This window comes from Thioalkalivibrio sp. ALMg11 (assembly GCF_000377905.1).
Lineage (GTDB): Bacteria > Pseudomonadota > Gammaproteobacteria > Ectothiorhodospirales > Ectothiorhodospiraceae > Thioalkalivibrio.
Window position 1 is genome coordinate 493,706 of the sequence record NZ_KB898871.1, and the last position, 24,940, is coordinate 518,645.

A 24,940-nucleotide genomic window follows, 5' to 3' on the forward strand; every position below is an offset into this window, starting at 1 on the left:
GCATGAATCTGACCGAATTGAAGCGGATGTCCGCTGCCGATCTCGTGGCCTTTGCCGAAGAACAAGGCATCGAGAACATGTCCCGTGCCCGCAAGCAGGAGATCATCTTCGCCCTGCTCAAGGCTCACGCGAAGAGTGGCGAAGCCATCTTTGGCGACGGTGTCCTCGAGATCCTCTCCGACGGCTTTGGCTTTCTCCGCAGTGCCGACAGCTCCTATCAGGCCGGGCCGGATGACGTCTATGTCTCGCCCAGCCAGATCCGACGCTTCGGGCTGCGCACCGGCGATACCATCTCCGGCAAGATCCGCCCGCCCAAGGACAACGAGCGTTACTTCGCGCTGTTGAAGGTCTCGGAGATCAACTTCGAGCCGCCGGAGAACGCCAAGCACAAGGTGCTGTTCGAGAACCTCACCCCGCTGCATGCCAACAAGCGCATGCGCATGGAGCGCGGCAATGGCTCCACCGAGGACATCACCGCGCGGATCATCGACATCGTATCGCCGTTCGGCAAGGGCCAGCGCGGCCTGATCGTCTCCCCGCCCAAGGCGGGCAAGACGCTGATGCTGCAGAACATCGCCCAGAGCATCGCCGGCAACTACCCCGAGTGCTATTTGATCGTCCTGCTGATCGACGAGCGCCCGGAAGAGGTCACCGAGATGGACCGCATGGTCCAGGGCGAGGTCGTCTCCTCCACCTTCGACGAGCCGGCCCAGCGCCACGTGCAGGTCGCCGAGATGGTGATCGAGAAGGCCAAGCGGCTGGTCGAGCACAAGCGCGACGTGGTGATCCTGCTGGATTCCATCACCCGCCTGGCGCGTGCCTACAACACCGTCTCGCCCAGCTCCGGCAAGGTGCTCACCGGTGGTGTGGATGCCAACGCCCTGCACCGCCCGAAGCGCTTCTTCGGTGCCGCGCGCAACGTGGAAGAGGGCGGCAGCCTGACCATTATCGCCACCGCGCTGGTCGAGACCGGGTCGAAGATGGACGAGGTGATCTACGAGGAGTTCAAGGGCACCGGCAACATGGAGCTCCAGCTGGAGCGGCGCATCGCGGAGAAGCGCATCTACCCGGCGATCAACGTGAACCGTTCCGGTACCCGCCGCGAGGAGCTGCTGACCGCACCCGACGAGCTGCAAAAGCTCTGGATCCTGCGCAAGTTCCTGCACGGCATGGACGACATCGAGGCCATGGAATTCCTGCTCGGCCGCATGCAGTCGTCCAAGACCAATTCCGAGTTCTTCGACCAGATGAAGCGCAGCTGACCTGGCTCCTGCCCGCCTGACGCTCCGTGCCCGGTTTGTTGGGTTTGTGCACCACAGAGGGCACGGAGAACGCAGAGAAGGACAATCCTGGTCCAGCGGGATTGCAGGGCTGTTGATTCGCAGGGGATGGCAAGTTGCCTGAAGCCCGGTTACGGGCGTACCCGCAAAGGGTCTACGCCTTCTGCGTTGTGCATGATCCAGCGGTGTCTACTGCCCCCGAAAATCCCTGCACCTTTCTCCGTGTCCTCTGTGCACTCTGTGGTGCGGTGATACGACGAGCCACCTCACCCGTCGTAGCCAGCCCGGATGGCGTTCAGCCCGACACCGGCTCGAAGCTGATCAGCCGGTCCAGGCGCCACCATTGCCGCCGGCCCTCGGCGTCACGCAGGATCAGGTATTCCGCGCTGCGTCGGGTGCGCAGGTCCAGCGGCCGCACGATCGCGATCCGGTCCATCTCCCCGCGGCACCAGTGCGTGCGCAGGGACTGACCGCGCAGGATCGCCAGCTCCAGCTCGGAATAGCGCTCGCAGTCGATCGGGGTATACGGTGGCGCTGCGCTCACTCGCCCTCCCGCTGGGCGGCGACGCGCGGAATCTCCTCGTCGCCGGCATCCTCGCGGCGGAACACGATGGGGGAGCAGCACACCGCGCAGTCCTCGACCCACTCGCGGTCATTGCTGACCATGTCCACCGTGATCTCGCCGGGCTCGCCGCACCAGGGGCAGGTAAAATCGACAAACTCGACGGGACGCATCATCGACCCTCCTTCCGGCCCGCAGGCCAGGCTATCGGCGTGGCGATCGAGTCCTGCGGAGTCCCTTCCGGAAGAAAACGCTCCAGCACGTCATTGAGAAACGCCAGGCCCCGTTCCGTGGCCTGCAGGCGCTCCGTATCCGCGACCAGCAGCCCGTCCGCGCGCAGTTCGGAAAGCGCCGGCTCGAGCACCGCCAGCGGCAGGCCGCAATGCGCCTCGAAGCTCGTGGCGGGAACCCCTTCCACCAGTCGCAGCGCGTTCAGCATGAACTCGAAGGGCCGCTCCGCCGCCGGCACGGTCTGATCGTTGTGCTGCTGCGGCCCGGCGAGATAGGCCTCCGGCTGGCGCGGCTTCATCCGCCGCAGGATCGTGCCATCGTGCACCTGCGTCAGCTTGCCGTGGGCCCCGGCGCCAATGCCGAGATAGTCGCCGAAGGTCCAGTAATTGCGGTTGTGGCGACATTCCTGCCCCGGACGTGCATAGGCGGACACCTCGTATCGAGTATAGCCAGCCGCCGCCAGATGGGACTGGCCGCGGGCGAACAATTCCTCGATTGTGACGTCCTCCGGCAGTTCGGGTGGGCGCGCCGCGAACAAGGTGTTCGGCTCGAGGGTCAGCTGATACCAGGAGATGTGCCCCGGATCCTGTTCGATGGCCGCCTGCAGGTCCGCCAGCCCGGCCGCCACTGACTGACCCGGCAGGCCGAACATCAGATCCAGATTGATCGCCTCGAAGCCGGCGGCGCGGGCATGCTCCACCGCCGCGCGGGCCTCGGCGGCGCCGTGGATGCGACCCAGCCGGGCGAGCATCGCATCGTCGAAGCTCTGGACGCCCAGCGACAGCCGATTGACCCCGGCCTCGCGGTAGCCGCGAAAGTAGGCGCGATCGGCGGTGCCCGGGTTGGCCTCCAGGGTCACCTCGCAGTCCGGACGCAGTGGTAGCCGGGCGCGCAGGCCGGACAGGAGTTCGTCCAGCGCCTCCGGCGGGAACAGGCTGGGGGTCCCGCCGCCGATGAACACACTCTCCAGCCGTCGCCCCCAGACATCCGGGAGCTGGCCCTCAAGGTCGCGCAGCAGCGTCGCCACGTAGTCGTCGAACGGCACCTCGCCACGGGGCTCGTGGGAGTTGAAGTCGCAGTACGGGCACTTGCGCACGCACCAGGGCAGATGCACGTACAGCGCGAGTGGCGGCGGATGGGTCAGGGCGGAGTTCATGTGCGAAGCATAGGCGAGGGTCCGCATGGCGTCGAAAGCACCCAGTCCCGCCATTGCGCCACCCCATGTCGGGGCTTTTCACGCCGATCGCCACGGCGCTGCGCCCCTCGCGATGACGGTGCTTTTGTCCCCGTCGTTGCGAGGCCCCGTAGGGGCCGTGGCGATCTCCCTGGGTGGGCCCCGGCGCCGGGTGGGGCAGGATGTCAGGCCGGCGGGTTGCCGATGCGGTTGCGCAGGCTGGCCACGAGCTGTTGCAGGGCCTGGCCGCGGTGGCTCAGGCGGTTCTTGGTTGTCGGGTCCAGTTCGGCCGAGGTGCAGCCTTCCTCCGGAACGAGGAACAACGGGTCGTAGCCGAAGCCCTCGGCGCCGCTGGCCTGCTCGGCGATGCGACCGGGCCACACGCCCTCGGCGATGATCGGGGCCGGGTCCTCGGCGTGTTCCAGGTACACCACCACGGCGCGGAAACGCGCACCCCGCTGTTCCGGTGGCACGCCTTGCAACGCCTCCATCAGCCGCGCGTTGTTGGCGGCATCGTCGGCGTCCGTACCGGCGTAGCGCGAGGAGTAGATCCCCGGCTGGCCGCGCAGGGCCTCCACCTCCAGCCCGGAGTCGTCGGCGATCGCCGGCAGTCCGGTGTGCCGGGCGGCGTTGCGCGCCTTCAGGATGGCGTTCTCCACAAACGTCAGGCCGGTCTCCTCGGCCTCCGGCACTCCATGCTCTGATTGTGGCTCGACCGCCAGGCCCAGTGGTTCCAGCAGGGCGCGGATCTCGCGCAGCTTGCCGGGGTTGCCGGTGGCCAGCACCACGCGCCGCGGTTCGCCCGCCATGCCCAAATCAGCCTTCGGCCAAAACGGCGCTCTGGGCCTCGCAGATCTCGCGGATGCCCTTCTCGCCCAGATCCAGCATCTGGTCCAGCTCGTCGCGGCGGAAGGCGTGGCCCTCGGCCGTGCCCTGGATCTCGATCACCCCGCCGGCCTCGTTCATCACCAGGTTCAGGTCGGTCTCGGCCTGGGAGTCCTCGTCGTAATCGAGATCGAGCACCGGGGTGCCATTGAAGATGCCCACCGAGACGGCAGCCAAATGGCCGTGCAGCGGGTCCTTGCGAATCAGGCCCTGTTCGCGTGCCTTGCGAATGGCGTCGCGCAGCGCGACGTAGGCCCCGCTAATCGCGGCCGTGCGGGTGCCGCCATCGGCCTGGATCACGTCGCAGTCGACGATGATCTGGCGTTCGCCGAGGGCCTCGAGGTCGACCGCGGCGCGCAGTGAGCGGCCGATCAGGCGCTGGATCTCCATGGTGCGGCCGCCCAGCTTGCCACGGGCGGCCTCGCGCACCATGCGCTCGTGGGTGGAGCGCGGCAGCATGCTGTATTCGGCGGTGACCCAGCCGCGGCCCTTGTTCTTCAACCACGGCGGCACGCGCGACTCCACCGTGGCGTTGCACAGCACGCGCGTGTCCCCGAATTCCACCAGTACGGAACCCTCCGCGTGACGGGTGAAATGGCGGGTAAAACGCACGGGGCGCATCGCGTCGGCTGCTCGGCCACTGGGTCGCATGCTGTGATCCTTGCTAGATTTGAGAGGGGCGCAGTATACGGGCCATGCGTGTAGTGCGTCGCCCAAGTGAGCGACGCACTACACTCGTGCCTTGCGCAGCAGGGACCGCAACGGGGGGAACAATGATTACCAGCATGACCGGATTTTCGCGGCACGCCATGACCCTGGATGGGGGCGTGTTCGACTGGGAGCTCAAGAGCGTCAATCACCGCTACCTGGAGCTGCGGATCCACCTTCCGGATCACCTGCGCTCGCTGGAGGCCGAGGTGCGTAAACGCCTCAAGGGCCACCTGGCGCGCGGCAAGGTGGACGTGGTGCTGCGCGACCGAGGCCAGGCGGACAACGCCCCGGAGACCTTCGATCAGGAGCGCGTGCAGGCGCTGATCGATGCCTGCGCGGCGATTGAGCGAAGAATGCGCAATCCGGCCCCGGTCTCGCCGCTGGACGTGCTGAGCTGGCCCGGCGTCCTGCAGGGCGCCTCGGATGCCGGCGAGGTCCTGGCGGAACCGCTACTGGCTGGCTTCGATACCGCGCTGGAGGCTATGGTCGCGATGCGCACGACGGAGGGTGCGGCCCTGGCCGACGGCATGCGCACGCGCCTGGAGGCCCTGGCGGGGCATGCCCGGACAGTCCACTCGCGGCGTCAGCCGATGCTCGACGAGCAGCGCGAACGTATCCTGGCGCGCATCCGCGAACTGGACCTGAATCTGGACCCGAAGCGCCTGGAGCAGGAGGTCGCGTTGCTGGCCCAGCGTATGGATATCGCCGAGGAGCTGGACCGCATCGACGGCCACGTGGCGGCCGTGCGCGAGATCCTGGACCAGGGCGGGCCCAGCGGGCGTCGGCTCGACTTCCTGATGCAGGAGTTCAACCGTGAGGCCAACACCATCTCCTCCAAGTCGCACGACCTGGAGATCACCCGCGCCACGGTGGAGATGAAGGTCCTGATCGAGCAGCTGCGCGAGCAGGTGCAGAACCTGGAATAGCCGATGCGCCGGTTTCGCTTGCGCCTGGCGATCTCGCGCCAGGAGATGGAGGACTACTACACCGGGCGTGCCGCGGTGGTCTTTGCGCAGGCGGATAGTGGCGAGAGCGTGCAATTCCCGGCGCGGCTGCTGCGCAGTCATCTGGATCAGCGCGGCGTGCATGGCGTGTTCGAACTAATCACCGACGACGACTACAAGCTGAAGGAGTTTCGGCGCCTGTAGGGGAGAGACTGATCACTGTGCACAATTGACTCGAGCGCAAGCGGGTAGCGTGATCCGCGTCTTCCCCAGGCCCTTGAAAACGCGGGAAGTGTCCCCTACTTCTATGGGTGAGTCAGATGACGCCCACACAGGAGGGAACACCATGACCATGACCCGTTACGAACCGTTCAGCCTGCTCGGTCAACTGTCGCGCGAACTCGGTCGCATGCCGGATATGCCCGGCTCCGAGGACTCTTCCGCGACCTCCGACTGGGCCCCCGCGGTGGATATCCGCGAAGAGACCGATGCCTACGTGCTGCATGCCGATATCCCCGGGGTGGACCCGAAGGACATCGAGCTGAACATGGAGAACGGCGTGCTGACCCTGCGCGGCGAGCGCAAGCACGAAAGCGAGGAAGAGAAGGAAGGCTACAAGCGCATCGAACGCGTGCGTGGCTCTTTCTTCCGCCGTTTCTCGCTGCCGGATACGGCGGATGCCGAAAACATCTCCGCGCGCAGCGAAAACGGTGTGCTGGAGGTCCGCATCCCGAAGCAGGCCCGCGTGCAGCCGCGCCGGATCGAGATCGAGATCGAGAACTGATCCGGCACCACGTGCCCGGCGGGGAGTATCCCCACCGGGCGAGACACGGGCGCTGCCCCGGGTTCCGCCCGCGGTGGCGCCCCGTCTTTTTAAGCCTTGGGAGACACGGATCTTTTCTGCGGCCCGTGTCTCCCGGGGTGACAGCCGCATCCCGGCTATCATGACCACTGGCGGGATCCGGGTGTCACCCGAGGACGCAGCCGCAACCGCTCGAGGAAAGCAATGGAATACAAGGACTACTACAAGGTCCTCGGTGTGAGCCGCGACGCCAGCCAGGATACGATCAAGAAGGCCTACCGCAAGCTGGCGCGCAAGTACCACCCGGATGTCAGCAAGGACCCGGACGCCGAGACCCGTATCAAGGAGGTCAACGAGGCCTACGAGGCCCTGGGCGACGCGGAAAAGCGCAAGGCCTACGACCAGCTGGGCGCCGACTGGCGTCAGGGGCAGGACTTTCGTCCGCCGCCGGGCTGGGACGGCCGGACACAATACGGCGGTGCCCGCGGGGGTCCCGATGCCGGCGGCTTCTCGGATTTCTTCGATTCGGTCTTCGGCGGTGGCGGCATGGGTGGCGGTCGTCGCCGCGGTGGCGGGGCCGGCTTCAACATGCGCGGCGCCGACCGCGAGGGGCGCGTGGACATCAGCCTGGATCAGGCGCTCAAGGGCACCGAGGTCTCGGTCCAGGATGCCGACGGCCGGGTGCAGCGCGTGCGCATCCCCGCCGGGGCCAAGGACGGCTCGCGCCTGCGGGTGCGCGGCCAGGGCGACCCGGGCGTTGGCAGTGGCGGCGCCGGCGACCTGCTGCTGGAGATCCGGGTGAAGCCGGACAGCCGCTACACCCTGGACGGCCGCAACCTCTACCGCGACATCCCGCTCACCCCGTGGGAGGCCGCGCTGGGCGCGACCATCGAGGTCCCCACCCCGCATGGCTGGGTCAACCTGAAGGTCCCGGCCGGCACCCAGTCGGGCAAACAGATGCGCCTGAAGGGCAAGGGGCTGCCGGGCAAGCCGCCGGGTGATCTCTACCTGAAGCTGATGGTGCAGCTCCCGCCGGAGGACGAGGCCGGCGACTGGTACCGCAAGATGGCCAAGGAGTCGTCCTTCGCCCCGCGCGCCAACCTGGCGCCCTGATCGAGCATCGCCCATGCGTCGGCTGGTTCCCCTTCTGATCCTGGCCCTGGCCCTGTTCGGGGCCGCACCGGCCTCCGCCCAGCTCCCGGCCGCGGTGGACGGTCAGCCCCTGCCCTCGCTGGCGCCGATGCTCGAGCGCACCATCCCCGGGGTGGTGAACATTGCCACCCGCGCGCGGGTGGTGGAGTCGGTCAGCCCGCTGTTCGACGACCCCTTCTTCCGCCGGTTTTTCGATATCCCCGAGCGCTCGCGCGAGCGGGAACGCCAGGGCCTGGGCTCCGGCGTGATCGTGGATGGCGAGGCCGGCACCATCCTGACCAACAGCCACGTGATCGCGCGCGCAGACGCGATCCTGGTCACCCTCTACGATGGACGCCAGTACGAGGCCGAGGTGGTGGGCACCGACCCGGCCACCGACGTCGCCGTGATCCGCATCGACGCCGAGGACCTGCAGGCGATCCCGCTGGCGGACTCCGATGCCCTGCGCGTGGGCGACTTCGTGGTCGCCATCGGCAACCCCTTCGGCCTCGGCCAGACGGTGACCAGCGGCATCGTCAGTGCCCTGGGCCGCAGCGGGCTGGGCGGCGACGGCTTCGAGGACTTCATCCAGACCGATGCCTCCATCAACCCCGGCAACTCTGGCGGGGCGCTGGTCAACCTGCGTGGCGAGCTGGTGGGCATCAACACGGCCATCCTCGCGCGCGGCGGCGGCAACATCGGCATCGGCTTCGCGATCCCCGCCAACATGGCCAGCCAGATCCGCGACCACCTGCTGGCGGATGGTCGCGTTGAACGCGGTGCGCTGGGCGTGGAGATGCAGGATCTGACCCCGGCGCTGGCCCAGGCCTTTGAGTTGGACATTTCCCAGGGCGCCGTGATCACGCGGGTGGTGCGCGGTTCGGCTGCTGACCGCGCCGGCCTCCTGCACGGGGATATCGTGCTGCGGGTGGACGGCCAGCCGGTGCGCAGCGCCGGCGACCTGCGCAACCGCCTCGGCATGCTGCGCGCCGGTTCCGATGTGCGCCTGGATGTCCTGCGCGACGGGACCGAACAGCGCATCGTCGCCCGCCTGGCTCGCCCGGAAGAGCGGCGCATCGAGGGCGCGGCGGTGCACCCGCGGCTGGATGGTGTTCGCTTGTCAGAGGCCAGCGCCCGTGACGGGGGCAGTCGCGTGGCGGTGATTGCGGTGGAGCCCGGCACCCCCGGGGCGCGCGCCGGCCTGCGCCCGGGCGACGTGCTGCTGGCCATCAATCGCCAGCGCATCCAGCGCCTGTCCGACCTGCCGCAACAACTGGCCGCCCACCAGACCCTGGAGCTGCAACTCCGTCGCGGCAACCAGACCCTCTACCTCACCCTGCGTTAAAGGGCCCGCGCTGTTCTCGCAGTGCCGGCTGCAACCTTCCCTTGTTCTGTCATCCCGGCCCGCAGCCTACCCTCGTGCTGTCATCCCGGCCGCAGCGAAGCGGAGAGCCGGGATCTCCCGCGCTGGAGCCTCCGCGGACGCCCGGCTCATCTCCGGCGGTGGAGATCCCGGATAACCGCTGCGCGGTTTCCGGGATGACGATGTGGGGGCGGCCGGGATGCCCGATGTCCTGAGCTGGGCCCCGTGGGAGCCTGCTCGCAGGCGAAGCTCCTGCCAAAGTCGGACGCGGGCAGGGGCATTCGCCTGCAAGCAGGCTCCTACAAGGGGTGCGAACAGGGTGGAGGGGTTTAGAAACCCGGGGTGTTCTTCTCCACCCAGCGGTCGGTGCCGTCGGCCAGGGTCTCGCGCTTCCAGAACGGGGCCTCGTGCTTCAGGCGTTCGAGGATGTCGCTGCAGGCGTCGCGGGCGGCGATGCGGTGGGCGGACCAAGTGGCCACCAGCACCAGGGCATCGCCGGGGCGCACGTCGCCGACGCGGTGGGCCACATGGCAGCCCAGCAGCGGCCAGCGCGCCTCGGCCTCGGCGACGATGCGCTCCAGCTCGCGTTCGGTCATCCCCGGATAGTGCTCCAGGAACAGGCCGGTCACGTCCTCGTCCTCGTTGAAGTCGCGCATGCGGCCGACGAATACACTGGCCGCGCCGCGGGCATTCGCCGGGATGGCCTGCTCGGCCTGACGGACGATCTCCCAGGGGTCGAAGTCGCCAGGAAGGATCTCGACCGCCATCCTAACCCCCGGTGACCGGCGGAAAGTAGGCGACCTCGTCGCCGTCGCGTACCGGGGTGTCCAGGTTCGCCTGCTCCTGGTTCACCGCGGCCATCAGGCGCTCGGGGGGCGCATCCTGGTGCAGGTGCCGCCACAGCTCGCCCACGGTCAGGCTGTCTCCGGGCAGCTCCGCTTCGTCTCCCTGGCGGCCCAGTTCCTCGCGCAATCGCGCGAAATAGTGAACGCTTACGGTCATACCGGCCCCTGTAAAGATGACTGCGAGTCAAGCATTATAGCCGGCATGAACGAATTCACTCACTTCGATGCCGAAGGCCATGCGCACATGGTCGACGTCGGCGAAAAGTCCGTCACCCATCGCGTGGCGATCGCCGAGGGCCGCATTCACATGCAACCGGATACCCTGCAGCGCATCCGCGAAGGCCGTCATGCGAAAGGGGACGTCCTGGGCATTGCCCGCGTGGCTGGCATCATGGGGGCCAAGAAGACCGGTGACCTGATCCCGTTGTGCCACCCGATCGGACTGACCCGGGTGGCCCTGGAGCTGGAGACGGAAGACACCGCCGTGCGCGTGCAGGCCACCTGCGAGGTGCACGCCCAGACCGGGGTGGAGATGGAGGCGCTGACCGCCGTGTCCACCGCGCTGCTGACGGTTTATGACATGTGCAAGGCCGTGGATCGCGGCATGCAAATCGATGGGGTACGTCTGCTGGAGAAACGTGGGGGCCGCAGTGGCACCTGGCAGGCCGAACCGAAAGGAGATTCCGAATGAAATGGATCAAGCGCCTGCTGGGCCTGATCGCCGTACTGATCCTGCTGGTCGTGATCGTGGCCGCCTACCTGCTGATCACCTTCGATGCGAATGATTACAAGGAGCGCATCGAAGCCGAGGTGCAGGAAGCGACCGGTCGCGAGCTGACCCTCTCCGGGCCGATCGGCCTGACCCTGTTCCCCAGCCTTGGGCTGCGTCTGGAAGAGGTGCGCTTCGGCAATGCCGAGGGCTTTGGCGACGAGCCGTTCGCCGAGATCGACGTGGTGGACGTCGCGGTGGCGGTGATGCCGCTGCTGCGCCGCGAGCTGGAGGTCCAACGCGTGGAGGCCGACGGCGTGCGCCTGAATCTGGCGCGCGACGAGCAGGGCCGCAACAACTGGGACGACCTGCTGGAGCACGCCGGCGAAGCGCGCGATGACGCCGTGGGTGCGGATGATGAGGAGCGCACCGAGACCGAGACGCGCCTGGCGCTGCAGCGCATCGATGTGGCCGGGATCTCCCTGACCAATGCCCGTGTGCGCTGGGATGACCGCGAGACCGGCATGCAGGCCACCCTGGAGCCGTTCGAGCTGCAGATTGGTCGCTTCCGTCCGGGCATCGAGACGCGGCTGGATCTGGAAGCGGTCGTGCGCGCCGAGGGCGGTGATCTGGCCGAACCGGTGGAGCTCGCGCTCGATCTCGGCGGCCTGCTGAACGTGGATTTGCTCAACGAGCGCTACTCCGTGCGCCGCCTGAACGCGACCCTTGGCCTTGATGGTGGCGGCCTGCCGCGCGCCGTGGGCATGACCCTGGAGACCGACGTTGCCCTGGAGATGGCCGACGCGATGTCCCTGCGCCTGGAGCGCCTCACACTGGGGGTTTCCAGCGTGCGCATGACCGGGTTTGCCGAACTGTCCGATCTGGGGGGCGAGCAGCCGCAGGTTCGCACCGAGATGCGAACCAACACCTTCAACCTGAAGGACGTCCTGACAGACCTGGGGATGGACGCGCCCGCGACCAATGACCCCGATGCCTTGTCCCGCATCGCGCTCGATTTCTCCGCGCGGGGCAACTTCCAGGAACTGAACATGGACCCGTTCCTGATCACCGTGGACGACGCCATGCTGAGCGGCTCCGCCGGCTGGGACGGGAGCGGCGAGCGGCCCCTGATCCGCTTCGATGTTTCCGGCGAGCGCCTGAACCTCGACCGTTACTTGCCGCCGGAGCTGGAAGAGGCGCGCACGGAGAACGGTAACGGCGAGCGTGATGCCGACGAGGACATCGCCATCGAACTGCCGCTGGAGGCCCTGCGCAGCGTCGATGTGGATGGCAGCGCGGCACTCGGCCGCCTCGACGTGATGGGCATGGTCCTGCGCAACATCGAGTTGCAGATCCGCGCCGAGGCCGGTGACTGGAATATCCAGCCCCTGAATGCCGAGGCCTACGACGGCGAACTGACCAGCCGTCTGCGCCTGGATGCCCGCCACGACGCTCCGCGTTACGAGCTGGCGGCCGATCTGCAGGGCCTGGATATCGGTGCCCTGCTGGAAGACTTTCAGGGTGACGATGCGCGCCTGATGGGTACCGGCAACCTGGAACTGGATATCACCACCCGCGGTGAACTCCTGAGCCAGCTGAAGGGTGCCCTGAACGGCAGCGGCAACATGCGCTTCGAGGATGGTGCGGTACGCGGTATCAATGTGGCGCAGATCATCCGCCGGGCCGAGGCCCGCCTGCGCGGCGAGCAGCTGGAAGATGAAGAACCCAACCAGACCGACTTCAGCGAACTGACCGGCAGCTTCAATATTCGCGACGGCGTGGTGCACAACGAGGATCTGGAGGCCAGCTCGCCGCTGTTGCGGGTAGGCGGCCAGGGCCAGGCCGACCTGAACGACGACACGCTGGATTACCGTGTAAACACCACGATTGTCGGCACGCTGGAGGGCCAGGGTGGCCGCGAACTGGATGATCTGCGGGGCGTGACCCTGCCGATCCGTATTACCGGGGCGTTTACCGATCCGAGCTTCCGCCTCGACCTGGAGGACGTCGTGCGCGAGCGCTACGAGGGCGAGGCCCGGGAGCGCGTGCGCGAGGAACAGGATCGAGCCCGCGAGCGCATCGACGAGGAAGAAGATCGCGTACGCGAGCGCATCGATCAGGAGTCCGAAGGCCTTCTTGATCGTCTGCGCAATCGCTGATCCATTGCGCCCCCGTGTACCGCACGGGGTCGCGAACCCTGCCGACCATGAATCCGTTTGCCGAGCGGCTACTTGCCTGGTTCGACCACCACGGCCGCACTGACCTTCCGTGGCAGCACCCGCGCACGCCCTACCGGGTGTGGGTCTCCGAGATCATGCTGCAGCAGACCCGGGTGGAGACCGTAGTCCCCTACTTTCTCCGCTTCATGGAGCAGTTCCCGGACGTCGAAAGCCTGGCGGCCGCGCCGCAGGACGCGGTGTTGCACCAATGGTCCGGGCTTGGCTATTACGCCCGCGCGCGCAACCTGCACCGCGCCGCTCAGGTGGTCGTCGAGGACCACGCTGGCATGTTCCCCGCCGACCGCGAGGGCCTGGAACAACTGCCGGGCATCGGGCGCTCCACCGCCGCCGCCATCATCGCCCAGGCGCACGACGCGCCCGAGGCCATTCTGGACGGCAATGCCAAGCGCGTACTTGCCCGTCACGCGGCGATCCACGGCTGGCCGGGTGGTACCACCGTCCAGCGCGAGTTGTGGCGCGAGGCCGAGGCGCGTACCCCTGCCACACGCTGCGCGGATTACACTCAGGCGATCATGGACCTGGGTGCCCTGCTCTGTTCTCGCAGCCGCCCCGCGTGTGAAGCCTGCCCGGTGCACGAGGATTGCGGCGCCGCGCAGCAGGGCCTGACCAACACGCTGCCTTCGCCGCGGCCGCGTCGCGACCTGCCCACACGCACGCGCTGGGCCGCCTGTCTGCGTGCGCCGGAGGGTATCGCATTGATCCAGCGCCAACAGGCAGGCATCTGGGGCGGGCTCTACAGCCTGCCCGAGGCCGAAACCGCCGAGGCCCTGGAAGACTGGGTGTTCGTCCAGTGGCCCGGTGCCACCCCGTCCGCGACCGATCACGGGCTCCAGCACAGCTTCAGCCACTACCGCCTGGATCTGCGCATCCGGCCCTTCGACCTCCCGGTTGGCGCGTGTGGGATCATGGAAGGCGACAGGGTGATTTGGTATAAACCCGGCACATCACGGGCGGTCGGCATCCCGGCCCCCATCCAGCGTTATCTGTACGACGACAAGGATTCCGGCAATGGCACGAACCGTTAACTGCGTAAAACTCGGCAAAGAGTCTGACGGGCTCGACTTCCCGCCCTATCCCGGCGAGATGGGCAAGAAGATCTACCTGAACGTGTCCAAGGAGGCCTGGCAGGCCTGGCTGAGCCACCAGACCATGCTGATCAACGAATACCGCCTGACCCCGGTCGATCCCAAGGCGCGCAAGTTCCTCGAAGAAGAAATGGAGAAGTTCCTGTTCGGCGACGGCTCGGAAAAGCCGGACGGCTTCGTCGACCCGAACGCCTCCTGAGTCGCGGTTTTCAGCGGCTCGTATCGATCTTGCGGTCCGGTGCGCTTGACGTGGAGCCGCCGGACGGCTTTAATACCGCCCTTCGTCCGCAGGACGATCCCCCGAAGTATGGCCGGGTAGCTCAGTCGGTAGAGCAGGGGATTGAAAATCCCCGTGTCGGCGGTTCGATTCCGTCCCCGGCCACCATTATTTTTCCCGTAGCACCATCCGCCCCATCAATAAGCGTTGGCCGTGTCTGTGTATGGGCCGCCCGACCTGCGTCGCGTCTGCATGTGATCGGGTACTTGATCCGACGTTGAATGTCTCTGAACCGCCTGATGGCTATGCGGCCGATTCATGCTCGACATCCCAGCCCGGGAATACGAGTACGGCGGGGTGGCAGCGCAGTGCCCTTGCCAGGACCTTGGCGCGATCAACACCGAGACGTACACGGCCATTCTCGATGGCCGAAATGGTGGACTGCGGGATGCCGGAGGCCTTCGCGAGGTCGTTCTGGCTCATTTCCTGAAGCTCACGCAGGATCCGAACCGACTCGCCAACCGAAACTTCGACCCTTTTCTTTACCTTGCGATAATCACTCATGTCACGTCCTCCCGTAGTCGTGGGGAGTCACCTTCTCGACCTCGAGCCCGGATATTTCATGAATTGCACGCGCTCTCGCTTGTCTCTTGGCCACACAAGGAATTTTCCTCAGTCGGCCGTATCGCCCAATACGGCATTCCTTCGGGAAATCCCTTGTGTGGCCAATATCCTGCGCGATCATCACGCGAATTCATGAAACATCCGAGCTAGAAGAACCTTGTTCTTCTCCACCCGGTAAATGACGCGGTACTGGAGGTTCAGACGAGACGACCGGAAGCCCTTCCACTTGCCCGATAAAGCTTCGTCGTTGAAGCCCCGAATCTGCCGCAACCCCTGCGGACCGGAGATGGTGACAATGTCCTTCCACTTCTCATACCGCTTCTGAACTTCAGCAGGGGCCGCTGCAAGGTTCTTCTCCACCCGCATGTGCTCATAGACATCCCACATACTAAATAAAGTATGTATGCTAAATATGGTATGTCAAGTTCGACATCCCGACGCGGGTTCCGAATACGGCAAGGTGGCAGCTAGAAAGGTGCGTTACCTCTTCTTCTGAGGACGGTTCAATTCTGTCCCCGGCCACCATTATTCCCCCTGTGGCACCATCTCCCCATGAGCGTTCGCCGTATCCTGCGCATGGGACACCCCGACCTGCGTCGCACCTGCGACCCGGTACCCGAATCCGATTTTGACAGCCCCCGGCTGCACGCCCTGGTGGACGACCTGGTCGACACCATGCACGCCAACGAAGGGCTCGGCCTGGCCGCCGCCCAGATCGGTGTGCCGCAACGCGTGGCCGTGATCGAGATCCAGCCCGGTAACAGCCGCTACCCCGATGCCGTGCCCACCGGCCGCCTGGTTCTCGTCAACCCGGCCGTGACCGTGCTCGACCCGACGCCGCAGCGCTACTGGGAAGGCTGCCTCTCCGTACCCGGCCTGCGTGGCGAAGTCGCGCGACCGCGGCACATTGCCGTGGACTACCGCGAGCCGGACGGAACGCCCCGCCACCTGGAGCCCGAAGGCTTTCTCGCCACCGTCTTCCAGCACGAGATCGATCACCTCGACGGCAAGCTCTACATCGACCGCCTCACCGACACCACGCGCCTCGCCTTCCTCGACGAATACCGCGAATTCCACGCCGAAGCGTAGGCCTCACGCCCGGCCGAGGCACGGCCAGGCGTTGCGCACTACCTCTGCTCCCAGCGCGTCCAGCAGCGGGTGCGCAGCCAGGCCGAGCAGGCCATCGGTTAGAGGATTCTCGCCGCCGCAGCGCACGGCCAGCTGCAGATGCGTACCACGCCCACTCGGAGTCAGCCGGTAACAGCCCTCGCAGGACAACCCGGCCAGCGCGCGCCAGCCGAGCAGACGCGGCGGGACCGCGACCAGCACCTCTACGTCGAACGCCAGCGGCACCCCGGCCACCCGCACACGCCAGCGGTAGCGCTCGGGCCCGACGCAGGTGATGGACTCGATGGCCTCGCTGTAGGCGGCGAACGCCTCCACCCGGGCCATCAACTCGAACACCGCCTCCGGAGCAGCGTCGATCTCCATCTCGTGGTGGATCACCGACATCAACCACCGCTCCGGGTTGCAGGATCGCCGCCGGGTGGACCCGGCGCCCTAGGCCCAGTCAGTCGTGCACGATGATGCGGGAGCCCGCGGCGTCGATATCCACGCGGGAGCTGGAGTAGGCGCAGGCCTTCGCGATGTCCTAAAGGGAAACACTGACCCATGTACACGCTCGCGCTCGAGTCGCTTTTGCGTGCGAACAAGGCGCGGTGACTGCCGTGCAGTCATTCTGCACAAAGGAGCCGCAACGCCGTGCGCGCGCAAAAGCGGCCGAGCCGCTGCATTCAATCGCTTGTGGGGTTGGCACCCCAGGCTCCCCGATCCTGCGTTGCGGCCCTTGCCGGTAGAACCACTACCGGCTGCGCACCGCGCCTTGTCTCGGAAAACCTAGGGTACCAACGCGAGTGTGTACATGGATCAGTGTTTCCCTGGCCCCGGCATGTCATTGAGCTCCGCCAGACGATGCAGCAGGCTGCCGCCCTCGCAGTCACGCGGGATGCCGTTGTCGTCCAGCGTGCAGCCGAATTCGCCCCCGTTCACCGACCAGTCCATGTCGGCCGGCATCTTCAACACCACCGGTCCCTCGTGCATCACCTGGAGCTTCGCCCGCATGGCGTTCTTGCCGTCTTGCCAGTCGAGGACCGGCATGTTGTCTACGCTGCGCATGATGTGCCTCCTTCGCGATTCCGCGAGGTTGCAACGGATTTCGCCGGGTCGTTCCCTGCCCCTCTCCCTTGACGCTAGACCCCCTCCTGGCAGCGGTCAAAGGTTACTCCGGCAGCCATGGAGAAGGGCTGAACCGGTCGTTCATCGACGCCTAGCTCACCGAGCGAGCGATAGCGAGTCCGGTGCAACTATTTGTTAAATTGTGATTCATGGTTCTTGTAATATACTGAGCTGCCCGCCCAATTTGACACAATATTACCCTCGATTTTTCTTATGAGTAAATCCAAGGCAGGAGTGGTAGAGCGCTTTTCATTATTCTTGACGACTCCGCCGGAAACAAATACATAACCTTTTTCAAACATATCATCACAGCCCGCCTTGCACATTAAGGCAGCTATATTATCGAAGTCTAGCTTCTCTGACTTAGAACATTCCGATCTTCTCTTAATGTGTGCAGCGACCAAGAACTCTAATGGGTACTCGTTTTCACAAAGCACACATTTAGCTTTGGTTCGACCGCGTGAAAGGTGGGCGCGAAGAAATGCTTGCTCCTTTCTTGATTTTGTAATCGAATCAAAATCTAACTCCGCTTCCTCGCTCAATCTTGGAAGTACGCTTTTCGCTGTGACCGGAGGCGAGGTGGAATCAGTAAACTCGATGTTATCAGCTGTAATTAGTGATGCCGCCTGATTGATATCAGGACTGGACATTCTTGTCCCTAGGCCAGACCGTACTAATGCTTCAAGTTCCTCTACCGTATCTACATGAACATAGTCAACTTCAAATCGCGATGGGCTAGCCACATATGTTCCGTCTTTATGTCTGTGTGGATATATAGGCTCACCTTTGTATTCGCCTCTGGACTTGTAAGCTATCAGTTTGCTCACACACTCTCCCTAGAAATTGAACGCGAGGCTAAGCCGCGCGAGCTTGCGAGCGTCGGCTTGAGCATCTTGTTATGCATTCCCCGGTAACCCATATGTGATGTCGAGGACCATCTTCTACTGCTTAAGTGAAATCCCGAGAATCACGTTTCTGTCCGTATCGCCACTGCAAACGAGCGCTACGGGGTTGCCTTGTGTGTCCAGAATCGGTGCTCCGCTGCATCCTTGAAAATGCTCATGCCCCGGGTGTGGTACAGGGAGCTCAAACACGTGGTAGTCCCCTTCGGTGCCAACATATTTCAGGCCCGGATACACCCGCATCTCCGTAACCAGTGACGACGGCTCATGAAACTCGGGGAGAACCTGGCCGGCGAATCCATACATCTCTTCCGCTCCTGGGGCGATATCGAAATCGGGTTGAAATACTTCTCGAAGAGCCTGGCGTTTTATTGCTCCGGGCGGGACAATTTCCTGAAAATACGATAGCAGGTCTCCCGCCACCTCCCGGTACGAGAAATCTACTTCCGCGATTTCAGTATCACCTAGCTTCATCTTGCCGAGATGGTGAAATCCGCCGGGTTTATATAGCTGAGTTCCCTTTCCCGCCTCATAGCCGACTTCGATCGCCCAGTTTCCGTCACGTTTTGTGGCATGAAACACTGACAAGATGATCCGAACTCCGAGGTAGTCAATAAGGCATCCGGACGCGATGCCGACCGGATTCCCGTTGCCGTCGATTTTGCGCAGGGGAATACTCGACAAGAGGAGTCGATCAAGCCACTGCTGTCGATCAAATGCCATCACACACTCCGCTTCGATGCATAACAGTGGATTCGACAGAATATGTGATATTGATCATATGCAGATTCTGCATATTGTGCGCGCGTTCGCTTGTCGCTGATACAGCGTTGAAGACAAACCCTTCTTTTATCATCGTAGTAGGCTTCGCGTCGAGTGGCAGGGGGCCCGCCCGCTTGTACGAACATGGTCGGATTTTGGTCAAGGACTCACATGGGGCCTCCGGTCCAAGGTGGGTGAGACGGAGGGGCCGACCTTAAAGGGTTGCGGGTGGACTGAGTTGGGTTGAGACGAGGAGATCGGCGGCACGAGCGTGACAGAGCGCGGTGCTATACAGAATCGGTATATCACCGTGATCGCAGTGTGGCGTGATGGCCGGAGACACCACGCGTGGCCCGAGAAAGGAGCTTCCTGCGGGAGCTGTGGCGTCGTTCCCTGGTACGATCCGGCCAGAGGCGAACCGGGAGCCGGTGTTGGAGACGCTCAAGGAAGCGAATCAGGTGGTGGTGGTCTGCGGCATTCTGGAGGATGCACAGGGGCGGATCTTTCTGGCGCGTCGCGGGGCCGATCAAGCGGTGGCGGGGTATTGGGAATTCCCCGGCGGCAAGGCGGAGCCGGGCGAGAGCCTGGAGGCGGCGTTGTGCCGCGAATTTCGTGAAGAGCTGACGATGGAGCTCCGGGTGGGGGAGGAGATCGGGCGCACGGCGATTCCGGGTAACGGAAGCCTTGATTTGGTGGCGCTGCGCGCGTGGACGGATGACGAGAGCCCGGTGCTGACGGTGCACGATCGCTGGTGCTGGGTGTCGCCACTGGAGGCTCGCGGGCTCGAGCTCGCGCCCGCCGATATCCCGTTGCTGGAAGCCTTTATTGCGGGACGTCCCGCATGAGCCGAGAGGACGCCGCCAAATCCCTGTCTGGGGTGCAATGGGTCGGCTTGCATGAACGGCTGGATACGCCGCGGGTACGACAGGCGCTGGAGGCCCTGGGGCTGGAGGACCACGCCCGTTGGGGGCAGGGTTTGGAGGGCGACGATCTGGCGATGAGCCTGGTCGCCGAGCTGGCCCAGCGGCTCGCGGAGCGCGCGGGTGAGCTGCGCGAAAAGGGACACGAAGACTGGACCCGGGCCGTGCAGGGGCTGGCGGATGCGCTGGCGGCGGCGGGGCATCCGCTGTCCGGGATCGAGGAAGACCTTCCGCAGCCGCCATTTCGGCAGTTGCTGGAGGTGCGTTCCCCGGCCGCCGACCAGGTCGGGCAGCAGGAGACGCCAAGGCCGGACGTTCCGCTTGCCCTATCCAGCCTGCTCACCGGTTCGGATCGTACTCCCAGCCTGGTCACGCAGATTGAAAAGGAGCTGGCCAGTGCGGACCGGGCCGATTGGCTGGTGTCGTTCATCAAATGGAGCGGGATTCGCGCCCTGCGCGAGACGCTGAAGCGCTTTACGGAGACTCCGACGGGGGATGGATCGCCCAGGCTGCGGATCGCGACGACCTCGTACCTCGGCGCCACCGATCTGAAGGCGATCGAGTTTCTGCTAAGCCTGCCGAACACGGAGATTCGGGTCTCCTACGACACGCACCGCACGCGCCTGCATGCCAAGGCCTACCTGTTCCATCGGAGCACGGGGTTCGGTAGTGCCTATATCGGGTCGGCGAATGTCTCGCGGGTGGCGATGGATGAGGGGCTGGAGTGGACGGCCAAGGTCAGTGAATACGAGCTGCCGCACATGTGGCGCCAGATCCAGACCTCGTTCGAGGCGCATTGGGCAGACCCAGCGGAGTTCGAACCGCTCACAACGGATGACCTCCCCCGCCTGCAGCAGGCGCTGGAGTCGGAATCCCGCTCGGGGCCTGGGGCTCAGAAAGACGCCACGGCGTTCTTCGATCTGCGTCCTTACGCTTTTCAGCAGGAGATCCTGGAGGACATCCAGCGCGAGCGCCGTTCGGGCATCGACCGCCATTTGGTGATCGCCGCCACCGGGACCGGCAAGACCATGATCGCCGCTTTCGACTATCGGCGCTTTGCGCGTGAGCAGGCGGATCAAGGGCGCCCGTCGTTGCTGTTCATCGCCCACCGCGAGGAGATCCTGCGTCAGGCGATGGCGAGCTTCCGGCAGGTACTACAGGACCACGAGTTTGGCGATGTGCTGGTGGGCGGGACGCGTCCGAGTCAGGACCGCCACCTGTTCTGCACGGTGCAGAGCTGGAATGCTCGGGACCTCGACCGGCTGGCCTCGGAGCATTTCGATTACGTGGTGCTGGATGAGGCGCACCACAGTAGCGCCGGCAGCTACCAGCGCATCCTCGACCATGTGCGGCCCAAGTGCCTGCTGGGCCTGACCGCGACGCCGGAGCGCACGGATGCCGACGACATCCGCAAACACTTCGGCCACCGCTACACCCACGAGATCCGCCTGCCAGACGCCATCGAACGGCGCCTACTGGTACCGTTCCATTACTTCGGCGTGGCCGACCACGAGTCCGTGGACCTGAGCCGGGTGAGCTGGCAGCGCGGGGGCTATGACGCCGAAGAGCTGGAAGGGGTGTTTACCGGTAACCGGGCGCGGGCCGATTGGGTGTTGCAGCAGGCCCAGGAACACGCCACCGATCTCGGCTCGGTCCGAGGATTGGGCTTTTGCATCAGTCGCGCCCATGCCCGGTTCATGGCCGAGCATTTCTCGGCCAAGCAGGTGCCCAGCGCGGTGCTGACCGGCGAGAGCCCGGACCACGAACGTAAAACGGTGCAGCGCGACCTGCGCGAGGGGCGCATCCGCTTCATCTTTACCGTGGACCTCTACAACGAGGGCGTGGACCTGCCCGAGGTCGACACCGTTTTGCTGCTACGCCCGACCGAGAGCCTGACGGTCTACCTGCAGCAGATGGGCCGCGGCCTGCGGTTGCACGAGGGCAAGCCGCACCTGACTGTGCTGGATTTCGTGGCGCCGCAGGATCGGCGTTTTCGTTATGCCGATCGGTTCCGGGCCTTGAGCGCGCGGCCGGAGAAGCGGGTGGATCACCAGATCCAGGAGGGCTTCCCCTGGCTGCCCAGCGGTTGCCTGATCCACCTCGACCGCCTGGCCACCCAGCGGGTCCTCGACAACATCCGTGCACAGATCAACCGCCAGCGCCCGCAGATCGTGCGCGAGCTGAAGGCCTGTTTCCAGGAGGACATCGACTCCGCGAGCCTGCCCAAGATGCTCGACTGCCTGCATATGGATGATGCCGAAGACCTGCTGCGCAAGGACTTGCCCTCCCGGCTGCGCGCGGACTGCGGAGGGGAATCGGCGGCGGCGCTGGGGCCCTATGCCAGCAGCCTCAAACGCGGGCTGCAGCGCCTGGCTCGGTGTGACGACCGGCAGTTGCTGGAAACCCTGCAGACCCATCTGGCGCAGCCGGCGGCGAACGTGGAGCAGCTTGCCGAAGAGGATCGGCTCCGACTGGCCCTCGTCCACAGCACGCTATGGGGCAAGACACGACCGGGGGATGGGGATCTCTCCGCGGTGGACGGCTTCGTCCGCGAACAGCGCCCCCTTTACCGGGATCTCCAGGAGGTCGCCGCCTGGCGACACGAGCGCATCGTGCCCGCCAGCGGCATCACCTTCTCTGAGCAGACGGGGCCGCTGGAGCTGCATGCGTCCTACACCCGCGAGCAGATCCTGCTGGCGCTGGGGCTCGGGAGCCTGGAAAAGCCCATCACCCAGCAGGAAGGTGTCCGGCACGTACCGGAAAAGCGCGTGGATGCGCTGTTCGTCACCCTGGAAAAATCCGAGCAGGAGTTCTCCCCCACCACCATGTACGAGGACTACGCTCTCAACGAGCGGCGGTTCCACTGGCAGTCGCAGTCCGCCACCTCGCCCAGCTCGGAAACCGGGCAGCGCTACATCCATCACGAAGAGCTCGGCTACACCCCCATGCTGTTCATTCGGCGCGCTAAACGTGATGTGACGGGCCTCAGCGAGCCATTCACCTTCTGTGGCCCGGTTCGCTACCAGAACCACGAAGGTAGCAAGCCGATGAGCATCGTCTGGGAGCTGGATTACGAACTGCCCGCCCGGCTCCTGCACCTCGCCCGTCGGACCGTCCTGTAACGCGGTTGCGCTGGACCGCGTTCAAAGCGGGATTCCCTCGCTTTCGATTTCCTTGCGCAACTCGTCGCGGACCTCGGTCATGTCAACCAGGTCGAAGGTGTAGAGGGTGCGCAGGTTCTCGATGTGCTCGCGGAGTCGGCCCCAGTCGCTGATGGAAACCTCCCTGCCGGGGAGTACGGCGAGGGCGATGCGGATCAGGCTGGCTGCGGCGCGGTTTTCTGTTCCCAGGCGAGGGCGTGGCGGACGATGAGGTCGAGGTCGGCGTATTGCGGTTCCCAGGTAAGGGTCTGGCGGATGCGGCGGGCGTCGGCCATCAGGGCGGGCGGGTCGCCTTCGCGGCGCGGTCCGAGGGTGACGGGGAAGTCCACGCCGCTGGCGCGTTTCACGGCGTCGATGACCTCGAGCACGCTGTAGGCGTGGCCGTAGCCGCAATTGAGCACCTGGGAGGTGCCGCCGCGGTCGAGGTGTTCCAGGGCGCGGACGTGGGCGGCGGCGAGATCCTCGACATGGATGTAGTCGCGTTCGCAGGTGCCGTCGCGGGTGTCGTAGTCGTCGCCGAACACGGTGATGCCGTCGCGCTGGCCGGTGGCGGCCTGGCAGGCGACCTTGATCAGGTGGGTGGCGTCGGGGGTCGCCTGGCCCTGGCGACCTTCTGGGTCGGCGCCGGCCACGTTGAAGTAGCGCAGGCTGACGTAGCGCAGGTCGGAGGCGGCGCCCAGGTCCATCAGCATGCGTTCGGACATCATCTTGGAGGCGCCGTAGGGGTTGATCGGCTGTAGCGGTGCGTCTTCCGCGACCGAGACGGTGTCGGGGATGCCGTAGACGGCGGCGGTGGAGGAGAACACGAAGTAGCGCACGCCGGTGGCGGCGCAGCCCTCCAGCAGGTTGAGGGTGTTGCGGGTGTTGTTGCCGTAGTACTTGAGCGGGTCGGTGACCGATTCTGGCACGACGATGTGCGCGGCAAAGTGCAGTACGCCGTCGAAGCCGCGCTCCAGCAGTTCCCGGAGGCGCTCGGTCTCAGCCAGGTCACCCTCGACCAGTTCGGCATCCCCGACGGCCCATGCGTGGCCGGTGCTGAGGTTGTCGTACACCGTAACCGCGTGCCCCGCTTCTCGCAGGTGTCGCGTGACGTGGCTGCCGATGTAGCCGGCGCCGCCTGTTACCAGCAGTTTCATCCGTCGCCCCCGGGTTTCTATGGGTTGGGGCTGGCGGGGCGCGTCAGGTGTCCGGTGGTGCCGGACGACGGCCGTATTGCCAGCGATACCACAGAATACCGAGGTACTCGTGCATGGCGAGCCAGCTGGTGCGCATGGCGTTAGCCTGCGGTTTGAAGGCGCCTAACGAGAGGCTCGTGTCATGGGCCACGAAGGCGCAGGTCGGGGCCGGGATGGCCTCCAGCCCGGCGCGTTCGAACGCCGCTGTGGCGCGCCGCAGGTGGTGGGCGTGGCTGACCAGCAGGACGCGTTGCATGCCGCGTTCGTGCAACAGCGCGGCCGAGTGCCGGGCATTGCCTTCCGTGTCGCGCGCACGGGTTTCCTGCCACACCGGACTGACGCCGAACTCCTCCAGGACCTCGGCCATCCAGCGGGCTTCCGGTTCCCGGTCCTCCGGGCCGCCCCCCGTGGCGACCACGGGGAGGCCGGTTTGCCGGTGCAGGGCGGCGGCGTAGCGCAGTCGCACCAGGGCGAGGTCGTTGACCGTTTCGCCGGAGAATTCCACCGCACCACTGCGATACCCGGCGCCGAGCACGACGATGGCCTCGGCGCGTTCCAGTGCCGCCGTGTCGGGTGGCGAGTAGGCGGCCTGCAGCGGGGCCATGAGGGCGTGACTGACGGGCGGGATGCTGAACGCGTAGGTCAGGAGCAGCCCGCCGGTCAACAGGGCCTTGCCCGCCAGGGTCCGGTACAGGAGCAGGCCCGCCAGGGCCAGCAGGAGCGGCCCGCTGGGCGGGAGCAGAAACCAGTCGGCAAGGAAACGGAGAGACAGAAACTCCACGGAACACCCCTGTTTGGCGGAAGTAGACGGCCCGGCTTCGCCGTAACACGAACGTTAGTCCGGGAGCACCGGGAATGAAGACCTTACGTGGACTCTGTTCACACTCGAGGCCTAACATCAAGTTGCTTGTGGAATCCGGTATCCCCGGTAAGCGTAGCCAGTTTCCGCGACCTTTGGGGTGCGGTGCGGGCCCCGTTCCCG

28 protein-coding genes, 1 tRNA gene and 1 pseudogene are annotated in these 24,940 nt (G+C 65.4%); 14 read left to right on the forward strand and 16 right to left on the reverse strand.

From position 1 onward, the window contains the following. The first annotated feature begins 2 nt into the window (after positions 1-2). Positions 3-1,262, forward strand: coding sequence for a transcription termination factor Rho (gene rho, locus D578_RS0102450; RefSeq protein WP_018948411.1), 1,260 nt, complete (start codon positions 3-5; stop codon positions 1,260-1,262). A gap of 313 nt (positions 1,263-1,575) precedes the next feature. On the opposite strand, the gene D578_RS0102455 is transcribed toward rho, so the two are convergent. From D578_RS0102455 to rph, 5 genes are all read right to left on the reverse strand, one after another. Continuing rightward, positions 1,576-1,824: a transcriptional antiterminator, Rof gene (locus D578_RS0102455; protein WP_018948412.1), complete on the reverse strand. Its 249-nt coding sequence runs from the start codon at positions 1,822-1,824 to the stop codon at positions 1,576-1,578. Then, a complete protein-coding gene (locus tag D578_RS0102460) occupies positions 1,821-2,015 on the reverse strand; it encodes a CPXCG motif-containing cysteine-rich protein (RefSeq protein ID WP_026289129.1) in 195 nt (64 codons plus the stop codon). The genes D578_RS0102455 and D578_RS0102460 overlap by 4 nt, the downstream gene beginning before the upstream one ends. Beyond that, positions 2,015-3,283, reverse strand: coding sequence for a radical SAM family heme chaperone HemW (gene hemW / locus D578_RS0102465; protein WP_018948414.1), 1,269 nt, complete (start codon positions 3,281-3,283; stop codon positions 2,015-2,017). The genes D578_RS0102460 and hemW overlap by 1 nt, the downstream gene beginning before the upstream one ends. A 149-nt stretch (positions 3,284-3,432) precedes the next feature. Next, positions 3,433-4,056 (reverse strand): RdgB/HAM1 family non-canonical purine NTP pyrophosphatase, encoded by a 624-nt coding sequence (rdgB, locus tag D578_RS0102470; RefSeq protein WP_018948415.1) that lies wholly within the window; start codon positions 4,054-4,056, stop codon positions 3,433-3,435. A 7-nt stretch (positions 4,057-4,063) separates the two neighbouring features. Further along, a complete protein-coding gene (gene rph / locus D578_RS0102475; RefSeq protein WP_018948416.1) occupies positions 4,064-4,783 on the reverse strand; it encodes a ribonuclease PH in 720 nt (239 codons plus the stop codon). Between the two features lie 122 nt (positions 4,784-4,905). On the opposite strand from rph, the gene D578_RS0102480 reads away from it, so the two are divergent. From D578_RS0102480 to D578_RS0102500, 5 genes are all read left to right on the forward strand, one after another. After that, a complete protein-coding gene (locus D578_RS0102480; RefSeq protein ID WP_018948417.1) occupies positions 4,906-5,769 on the forward strand; it encodes a YicC/YloC family endoribonuclease in 864 nt (287 codons plus the stop codon). A 3-nt stretch (positions 5,770-5,772) separates the two neighbouring features. Beyond that, positions 5,773-5,991 carry a DUF2835 family protein gene (locus D578_RS0102485; RefSeq protein WP_018948418.1) on the forward strand — a complete coding sequence of 73 codons (219 nt, stop codon included), beginning with the start codon at positions 5,773-5,775 and terminating at the stop codon, positions 5,989-5,991. Positions 5,992-6,133: 142 nt separating this feature from the next. Beyond that, the gene (locus D578_RS0102490; RefSeq protein WP_018948419.1) at positions 6,134-6,571 is read left to right on the forward strand and encodes an Hsp20/alpha crystallin family protein; all 438 of its coding nucleotides are present in this window, start codon (positions 6,134-6,136) and stop codon (positions 6,569-6,571) included. A gap of 222 nt (positions 6,572-6,793) precedes the next feature. Then, on the forward strand, positions 6,794-7,702 hold the full coding sequence (locus tag D578_RS0102495) for a DnaJ C-terminal domain-containing protein (protein ID WP_018948420.1): 909 nt from the start codon (positions 6,794-6,796) through the stop codon (positions 7,700-7,702). 13 nt (positions 7,703-7,715) lie between these two features. Beyond that, positions 7,716-9,065 (forward strand): Do family serine endopeptidase, encoded by a 1,350-nt coding sequence (locus tag D578_RS0102500; RefSeq protein ID WP_018948421.1) that lies wholly within the window; start codon positions 7,716-7,718, stop codon positions 9,063-9,065. A 347-nt stretch (positions 9,066-9,412) separates the two neighbouring features. On the opposite strand, the gene D578_RS0102505 is transcribed toward D578_RS0102500, so the two are convergent. Both D578_RS0102505 and moaD read right to left on the reverse strand, forming a co-directional pair. Further along, the gene (locus D578_RS0102505) at positions 9,413-9,850 is read right to left on the reverse strand and encodes a molybdenum cofactor biosynthesis protein MoaE (RefSeq protein WP_018948422.1); all 438 of its coding nucleotides are present in this window, start codon (positions 9,848-9,850) and stop codon (positions 9,413-9,415) included. A gap of 1 nt (position 9,851) precedes the next feature. Beyond that, positions 9,852-10,085, reverse strand: coding sequence for a molybdopterin converting factor subunit 1 (gene moaD, locus D578_RS0102510; RefSeq protein ID WP_018948423.1), 234 nt, complete (start codon positions 10,083-10,085; stop codon positions 9,852-9,854). A 45-nt stretch (positions 10,086-10,130) separates the two neighbouring features. Here moaD and moaC point away from each other — a divergent pair, with 45 nt between their 5' ends. The 5 genes from moaC (at position 10,131) to D578_RS0102535 (ending at position 14,347) form a co-directional block, all read left to right on the forward strand. Continuing rightward, the gene (moaC, locus tag D578_RS0102515) at positions 10,131-10,619 is read left to right on the forward strand and encodes a cyclic pyranopterin monophosphate synthase MoaC (protein ID WP_018948424.1); all 489 of its coding nucleotides are present in this window, start codon (positions 10,131-10,133) and stop codon (positions 10,617-10,619) included. Then, the gene (locus D578_RS0102520; RefSeq protein WP_018948425.1) at positions 10,616-12,796 is read left to right on the forward strand and encodes an AsmA family protein; all 2,181 of its coding nucleotides are present in this window, start codon (positions 10,616-10,618) and stop codon (positions 12,794-12,796) included. Before moaC ends, D578_RS0102520 begins: the two co-directional genes overlap by 4 nt. 47 nt (positions 12,797-12,843) lie before the next feature. Next, positions 12,844-13,902 carry an A/G-specific adenine glycosylase gene (gene mutY / locus D578_RS0102525; protein WP_018948426.1) on the forward strand — a complete coding sequence of 353 codons (1,059 nt, stop codon included), beginning with the start codon at positions 12,844-12,846 and terminating at the stop codon, positions 13,900-13,902. Then, positions 13,886-14,161, forward strand: coding sequence for an oxidative damage protection protein (locus D578_RS0102530; RefSeq protein WP_018948427.1), 276 nt, complete (start codon positions 13,886-13,888; stop codon positions 14,159-14,161). The genes mutY and D578_RS0102530 overlap by 17 nt, the downstream gene beginning before the upstream one ends. Before the next feature lie 110 nt (positions 14,162-14,271). Further along, positions 14,272-14,347 (forward strand) — tRNA-Phe (locus tag D578_RS0102535). Between the two features lie 135 nt (positions 14,348-14,482). Here D578_RS0102535 and D578_RS0102540 read toward each other — a convergent pair. Together D578_RS0102540 and D578_RS0102545 are read right to left on the reverse strand one after the other, a co-directional pair. After that, positions 14,483-14,743: a helix-turn-helix transcriptional regulator gene (locus D578_RS0102540; protein ID WP_018948428.1), complete on the reverse strand. Its 261-nt coding sequence runs from the start codon at positions 14,741-14,743 to the stop codon at positions 14,483-14,485. A 180-nt stretch (positions 14,744-14,923) separates the two neighbouring features. After that, positions 14,924-15,190: a type II toxin-antitoxin system mRNA interferase toxin, RelE/StbE family gene (locus D578_RS0102545; RefSeq protein ID WP_018948429.1), complete on the reverse strand. Its 267-nt coding sequence runs from the start codon at positions 15,188-15,190 to the stop codon at positions 14,924-14,926. Between the two features lie 165 nt (positions 15,191-15,355). On the opposite strand from D578_RS0102545, the gene def reads away from it, so the two are divergent. Next, positions 15,356-15,892: a peptide deformylase gene (gene def, locus D578_RS0102550; protein ID WP_026289130.1), complete on the forward strand. Its 537-nt coding sequence runs from the start codon at positions 15,356-15,358 to the stop codon at positions 15,890-15,892. Between the two features lie 3 nt (positions 15,893-15,895). Here the strand turns inward: def and D578_RS0102555 are convergent, their stop codons facing one another. The 4 genes and pseudogenes from D578_RS0102555 to D578_RS0102565 all read right to left on the reverse strand — a co-directional run bounded on the left by D578_RS0102555 (position 15,896) and on the right by D578_RS0102565 (position 18,663). Continuing rightward, entirely contained in the window at positions 15,896-16,315 is a 420-nt protein-coding gene (locus D578_RS0102555) for an SRPBCC family protein (RefSeq protein ID WP_018948431.1), read from the reverse strand. Positions 16,316-16,747: 432 nt separating this feature from the next. After that, a pseudogene (locus tag D578_RS0102560) lies at positions 16,748-16,978 on the reverse strand (hypothetical protein); the annotation flags it as partial. Between the two features lie 188 nt (positions 16,979-17,166). Next, a complete protein-coding gene (locus D578_RS15825; RefSeq protein ID WP_155996744.1) occupies positions 17,167-17,865 on the reverse strand; it encodes a hypothetical protein in 699 nt (232 codons plus the stop codon). 114 nt (positions 17,866-17,979) lie between these two features. Then, positions 17,980-18,663, reverse strand: coding sequence for a hypothetical protein (locus tag D578_RS0102565; RefSeq protein ID WP_018948433.1), 684 nt, complete (start codon positions 18,661-18,663; stop codon positions 17,980-17,982). 467 nt (positions 18,664-19,130) lie between these two features. Between D578_RS0102565 and D578_RS0102570 the strand changes: the two genes are divergently transcribed. Both D578_RS0102570 and D578_RS0102575 read left to right on the forward strand, forming a co-directional pair. Next, positions 19,131-19,547, forward strand: coding sequence for a (deoxy)nucleoside triphosphate pyrophosphohydrolase (locus tag D578_RS0102570; protein WP_026289131.1), 417 nt, complete (start codon positions 19,131-19,133; stop codon positions 19,545-19,547). Further along, the gene (locus tag D578_RS0102575; protein ID WP_018948435.1) at positions 19,544-22,744 is read left to right on the forward strand and encodes a DEAD/DEAH box helicase; all 3,201 of its coding nucleotides are present in this window, start codon (positions 19,544-19,546) and stop codon (positions 22,742-22,744) included. The genes D578_RS0102570 and D578_RS0102575 overlap by 4 nt, the downstream gene beginning before the upstream one ends. A 21-nt stretch (positions 22,745-22,765) precedes the next feature. Here D578_RS0102575 and D578_RS16280 read toward each other — a convergent pair whose 3' ends face one another. From D578_RS16280 to D578_RS0102585, 3 genes are read right to left on the reverse strand one after another with little or no spacing between them, the layout of a single operon-like run. Continuing rightward, positions 22,766-23,023 carry a hypothetical protein gene (locus tag D578_RS16280; protein ID WP_081617318.1) on the reverse strand — a complete coding sequence of 86 codons (258 nt, stop codon included), beginning with the start codon at positions 23,021-23,023 and terminating at the stop codon, positions 22,766-22,768. Further along, entirely contained in the window at positions 22,939-23,919 is a 981-nt protein-coding gene (gene galE / locus D578_RS0102580; RefSeq protein WP_018948436.1) for a UDP-glucose 4-epimerase GalE, read from the reverse strand. Before galE ends, D578_RS16280 begins: the two co-directional genes overlap by 85 nt. A 43-nt stretch (positions 23,920-23,962) precedes the next feature. Further along, on the reverse strand, positions 23,963-24,739 hold the full coding sequence (locus D578_RS0102585; protein WP_018948437.1) for a YdcF family protein: 777 nt from the start codon (positions 24,737-24,739) through the stop codon (positions 23,963-23,965). Positions 24,740-24,940 lie beyond the last annotated feature (201 nt).

Bases quoted from the DNA above. Each gene is read 5' to 3' on its own strand.
- D578_RS0102480 (WP_018948417.1), top strand. From the start codon at position 4,906: ATGATTACCAGCATGACCGGATTTTCGCGGCACGCCATGACCCTGGAT.
- rph (WP_018948416.1), bottom strand. From the start codon at position 4,783: ATGCGACCCAGTGGCCGAGCAGCCGACGCGATGCGCCCCGTGCGTTTT.
- D578_RS0102565 (WP_018948433.1), bottom strand. From the start codon at position 18,663: ATGGCATTTGATCGACAGCAGTGGCTTGATCGACTCCTCTTGTCGAGT.
- moaC (WP_018948424.1), top strand. From the start codon at position 10,131: ATGAACGAATTCACTCACTTCGATGCCGAAGGCCATGCGCACATGGTC.
- D578_RS0102495 (WP_018948420.1), top strand. From the start codon at position 6,794: ATGGAATACAAGGACTACTACAAGGTCCTCGGTGTGAGCCGCGACGCC.
- rdgB (WP_018948415.1), bottom strand. From the start codon at position 4,056: ATGGCGGGCGAACCGCGGCGCGTGGTGCTGGCCACCGGCAACCCCGGC.
- moaD (WP_018948423.1), bottom strand. From the start codon at position 10,085: ATGACCGTAAGCGTTCACTATTTCGCGCGATTGCGCGAGGAACTGGGC.
- D578_RS0102555 (WP_018948431.1), bottom strand. From the start codon at position 16,315: ATGTCGGTGATCCACCACGAGATGGAGATCGACGCTGCTCCGGAGGCG.
- D578_RS0102545 (WP_018948429.1), bottom strand. From the start codon at position 15,190: ATGTGGGATGTCTATGAGCACATGCGGGTGGAGAAGAACCTTGCAGCG.
- mutY (WP_018948426.1), top strand. From the start codon at position 12,844: ATGAATCCGTTTGCCGAGCGGCTACTTGCCTGGTTCGACCACCACGGC.
- D578_RS0102500 (WP_018948421.1), top strand. From the start codon at position 7,716: ATGCGTCGGCTGGTTCCCCTTCTGATCCTGGCCCTGGCCCTGTTCGGG.
- galE (WP_018948436.1), bottom strand. From the start codon at position 23,919: ATGAAACTGCTGGTAACAGGCGGCGCCGGCTACATCGGCAGCCACGTC.
- rho (WP_018948411.1), top strand. From the start codon at position 3: ATGAATCTGACCGAATTGAAGCGGATGTCCGCTGCCGATCTCGTGGCC.
- D578_RS0102505 (WP_018948422.1), bottom strand. From the start codon at position 9,850: ATGGCGGTCGAGATCCTTCCTGGCGACTTCGACCCCTGGGAGATCGTC.
- def (WP_026289130.1), top strand. From the start codon at position 15,356: ATGAGCGTTCGCCGTATCCTGCGCATGGGACACCCCGACCTGCGTCGC.
- hemW (WP_018948414.1), bottom strand. From the start codon at position 3,283: ATGGCGGGACTGGGTGCTTTCGACGCCATGCGGACCCTCGCCTATGCT.
- D578_RS0102490 (WP_018948419.1), top strand. From the start codon at position 6,134: ATGACCATGACCCGTTACGAACCGTTCAGCCTGCTCGGTCAACTGTCG.
- D578_RS0102520 (WP_018948425.1), top strand. From the start codon at position 10,616: ATGAAATGGATCAAGCGCCTGCTGGGCCTGATCGCCGTACTGATCCTG.
- D578_RS0102540 (WP_018948428.1), bottom strand. From the start codon at position 14,743: ATGAGTGATTATCGCAAGGTAAAGAAAAGGGTCGAAGTTTCGGTTGGC.
- D578_RS0102485 (WP_018948418.1), top strand. From the start codon at position 5,773: ATGCGCCGGTTTCGCTTGCGCCTGGCGATCTCGCGCCAGGAGATGGAG.
- D578_RS0102575 (WP_018948435.1), top strand. From the start codon at position 19,544: ATGAGCCGAGAGGACGCCGCCAAATCCCTGTCTGGGGTGCAATGGGTC.
- D578_RS0102460 (WP_026289129.1), bottom strand. From the start codon at position 2,015: ATGCGTCCCGTCGAGTTTGTCGATTTTACCTGCCCCTGGTGCGGCGAG.
- D578_RS0102530 (WP_018948427.1), top strand. From the start codon at position 13,886: ATGGCACGAACCGTTAACTGCGTAAAACTCGGCAAAGAGTCTGACGGG.